At 64.8% G+C, this 3,528-nt stretch carries 2 protein-coding genes; both read left to right on the top strand.

What is annotated here, in order from left to right; genetic code table 11:
• The first annotated feature begins 200 nt into the window (after positions 1-200).
• Positions 201-2,567 carry an SCP2 sterol-binding domain-containing protein gene (locus JSV65_08805; GenBank protein UCH36436.1) on the top strand — a complete coding sequence of 789 codons (2,367 nt, stop codon included), beginning with the start codon at positions 201-203 and terminating at the stop codon, positions 2,565-2,567.
• 237 nt (positions 2,568-2,804) lie between these two features.
• On the top strand, positions 2,805-3,528 hold a 724-nt coding region (locus JSV65_08800), incomplete at its 3' end, for a neutral/alkaline non-lysosomal ceramidase N-terminal domain-containing protein (protein ID UCH36435.1).

The raw sequence follows: 3,528 nt of genomic DNA, 5'->3' as shown, positions 1-3,528 counted from the left end.
CGCTGGAAAATACACCATTCGGTCGGATTAATCCTCTTCGGCGTTGCCGTCGCTTGCTATACTCCGGCAAGGCGCCCCTGCCGACGCCCGTGCTCTGTTGCCATGTCGCGACTCCCCGAGTATCATGGGCGCTGCGATATTCCAGCGCCGGTATTCGGGCTTTCCAGGGCGGAAACACCTTATGCGGTCGGAGTGAGGCGATGAGAGAGTGCGTGTTGGTCGTGTGCATTCTGGCGTTCGCCGTGACGCTTGTGGGCGCTGGCGGCGGCGACGAAGAGGGGCAACGAGTACACCAGGAAATAGCGGCCTGGGTGGACCGCCTGCCGTCGCTGTGGCCTGCTGGGGAGATGGGTGATCGCAGCAGCGCGATGGTGCTGCGCCTCTCCGGTGAGGGCGGCGGCGTGTGGTACGTGCAGGTCTCCGACGGGGAGGTGACGATGGGCAGCGGCGAGGTGGCGGACCCCGCCGCCATAGTCGAGGCATCGGCTGTGGACTGGCTTGCCTTACTGCGAGGTGAACTGGGCGCGGTGGAGGCCTTCCTGTCCGGCAAGATGCGCGTGTCCGGCGATTTGGCCTTCGTCCGGGACTTCTACTCCCGCCTGCTGCCCAGCGCGGAAGCGCAGGGTGAGGTAACGACTGATACCGAGGGCTGGTACGAGTTCAAGCCGCTGCCGATAGACTACGGCGTCGTGGCAGCGCCTGACGCCTCGGATGTCCCCGACGCGCCGGCTGGGAAGCACGGGTTCCTCACGGTGCAAGGAGATCGCTTTGTGTTCGAGGACGGCACGCCCGCCCGCTTTTGGGGCGGGAATATCGTCTCCGGCAACCTGTTCCGGGATCATGAAACGTCGAAGCGCATGGCGGCGCGGCTCGCCCGTTTCGGCTGCAACATGGTGCGCTTCCATGGCGTGGACGTGCCGGAGTTCTTCAATCCCGCATACGACGATACGCAGCACTTCTCGGCCGAAAGCCTGGATCGGCTCGACTATCTGATCTACCAACTCAAGCGCCACGGCATCTACATCAACCTCGGGCTTCTCGTCTTTCGCAACCTCAGGGCGGGCGATGGCGTTCGCGACTGGCAGCAGATAACAGATAAGCTGGTGGAAGGTGGCAGGACGTGCTACCACTTCAACCGGCGACTGATCGAGTTGCAGCAGAAATACGCGCACGATCTGTACACGCACGTCAACACATACACCGGCCTGCGCTACTGCGATGACCCCTGTATTGCGATGAGTGAGATCATCAACGAGAGCAGTCTGTTCTGGCTCGGCGGGTATGATAATGTGCCCGCGTCGTATGTCGAGGAATTGAACGACCTCTACGTCAACTGGGCGCAGGCGAGCGGCGTGAGCGCGGATCCGCAGGCCTCGGTGCCGGACGGACTGCGCGAGCGCGATCCGCACGTGCTGCAGTTCCTCTACGACACCCAGGTCACCTATTTCACGGAAATGCGCGACTACCTGCGTTCGATCGGCGTCAAGGTCCCCATCGCCGGCAGCAACCATTGGGAGGCGAATCCCCTCGACCTGAAGTCCAACCTCGTGTTGGACTACGTGGACCGCCACGGGTACTGGGATCATCCTCAGTCAGGCTTCGGGCCCGCGGCGGGGTTCCACAACCGGCCGATGGTGAAGAGCCCGTCGTCGAACCTGCCGGCGTGGCTTTCGGCTCAGCAGGCGGCGGGCAAGCCGTTCATCGTGAGCGAGTGGAACTGCGCCTGGATCAACGAGTTCATCGCGGAGGGGCCGCTGGTCATGGCCGCCTACGGCGCCTTCCAGGGCTGGGACGGATTGCTACAGTACTGCTACTGGGGCGCGGACTGGAACGACGCGATAACTGACAACTTCAATGTCGGCTATGAGCCGCACGTCTTCGCCACGTGGCCCGCGGCGGCACGGCTCTTCGTGTGCGGTCACGTCGCTCCCGGCCGCGATCCGATGGACGTGAGGCGCCGGGCGGACCAAGCGGACTTTGTTGGCGCCGACATGCCCGACCGTGCCGGTTTGCGTCATCGCTTGTCCTACAGTTTTGTCGGCCCCGGGGCGCCTTCGATGATACCTGACCTGCCGGACCTCCAAGGGCCCGCGGTCAGCGATACCGGCCAGCTGACCTGGGACGCGCAGGGCGGCCTGGTCACGGTCAACAGTCCGGCATCCGCGGTGCGCATCGGGTTCGCGTCGGGGCCGGTGCAAATCGGCCCGGTGACCTTCGACGTAACACCGGACTTCGCGGTGCTCGCAGTGACGGCCCTGGACGATCAGCCCATTCCCCGGTCAGAGCGCCTGCTCGTCACGGCGACGGCGCGGGCGGAGAACTCGGCGATGGTGTATGGTCCCGGCAAGACGAAGGCCACCGATCCCGGCCGTCCCCCGATTCTGATGGAGCCTGTACGCGGGCAGGTGCGAGTCACGCTGGCGGAACCGTGGACGTCGGTGGCGGTATATGGCCTCGACTCCATTGGGCGGCGTGTGACGGCTCTCAGCGAGGCTCGCGACGGGAACACAGTGAGCATCCCTCTCGATGCCGACAGCTTCTGGTACGAGGTGTTGGTCACTCGGTAGCCGGCGCGGCGAAGGTTGTCCGGCGCGCCCCGGGGTGCCGGCCGGGTGCTCGTCCGCATCGCCCAAGGCCGGGGCCGGCTGAAATCGTCGGGTTCTGCGGCAAGGCGTCGTATCCGTTCCGGCCAAGCAGGTGGTCGTCGCGCGGGACATTGGCTCCTCAGCCCCTGAAGGGTCACGCGGGAGCCGTGCCGAATCCAATGCTTCGCAGGCTAACGAGTTACTGAAGGAGGCTTGGCTATGCGCGCAGAGAGGGTGCTGTCACTCGCGGTTCTGACGGTTATGATCGGCCTGGCGTTTACGTTCGTCGCCTTGGATGCAAGTGAGGCGCAGGGGGCGGTGTCAGTTGGCGCCGCCAAGGCGAAGATCACGCCGGAGGGGCCAGCATGGATGGCAGGGTATGGAGGCAATCGCCGCAGCGAAGGGGTGCACGATGACCTGTGGGCGCGGGCGTTGGTGCTGAAGAGCGGCGATCAAATGCTTGCGATTGCGTCGGTCGACCTGCTCGGCTTCCCCAACCTGTACGTGGGACGGGTGCGCGAGATGGTGGAGGCGGTGCCGGATGACGCCATTCTGGTGGCAGCGACGCACGTGCACTCCGGTCCCGATGTCATCGGTCTGTGGGGCCCGACGGAAGGCGAGTCGGGAGTGGATCAGGGGTACGTTGAGTCAATGCTCAAAACGGTGGCGGCGGTGATCGAAGAGGCGGCGGGGAGTATGGCGCCGGCGTCGTTGAAGTGCGCCGCGGGCGATCTGCCGGGCGCGTCGAAGAACGTCAACGTAGCGGAGATTCTCGACACCGGCATCGCGGCGCTCCAGGCAATCGGCGAGGACGGCAAGGTCATTGCGACCCTCGTCAATTTCGCGTGCCACCCGGAGATCATGCAGAACAACTACCTCACCGCGGATTTTCCGAACTGGACGTACCAGCGGATCGAGGAGAAGGCGGGCGGAGTGGCGCTGT

This window comes from Armatimonadota bacterium, from assembly GCA_020354555.1.
Taxonomy (GTDB): domain Bacteria; phylum Armatimonadota; class Hebobacteria.
Note: the sequence above shows the minus strand (reverse complement) of the source record. Positions and strands in the feature narration are given on the sequence as shown.